General features: G+C 69.7%; 1 pseudogene. It reads left to right on the top strand.

The features are described from left to right. A pseudogene (locus tag FOZ70_RS38335) lies at window positions 1-333 on the top strand (NADH:flavin oxidoreductase); the annotation flags it as partial.

Below are 333 nucleotides of genomic sequence, written 5' to 3'. Positions count from 1 at the left end.
CGGCTCGACGTGCCGACGGTCCGCCAGTTCCGCGCGCTGACCGACGCCGTCCATCGCCACGGCGCCGCCGCCTCCGCGCAGATCACGCACGGCGGCTGCTTCACGTTCCTGCCGTCGCTGTCGACCCGGCGGCCGTTGAGCGCATCGGGCGGCTTCAACAAGGTCGGCGTGATGAGCGGCCGCTTTTTGAAGCAGGCGATGACGCGCGACCAGATGTCCGCGATCGCCGACGAATTCGCGCAGGCCGCACGCCATGCGCGCGACGCCGGCTTCGATGCGGTCGAGATCCACATGGGGCATGGCTATCTGCTCAGCCAGTTCCTGTCGCCGCTG

This window comes from Burkholderia sp. COPS, assembly GCF_019425585.1.
Taxonomy (GTDB): domain Bacteria; phylum Pseudomonadota; class Gammaproteobacteria; order Burkholderiales; family Burkholderiaceae; genus Burkholderia; species Burkholderia cepacia.
Note: the sequence above shows the minus strand (reverse complement) of the source record. Positions and strands in the feature narration are given on the sequence as shown.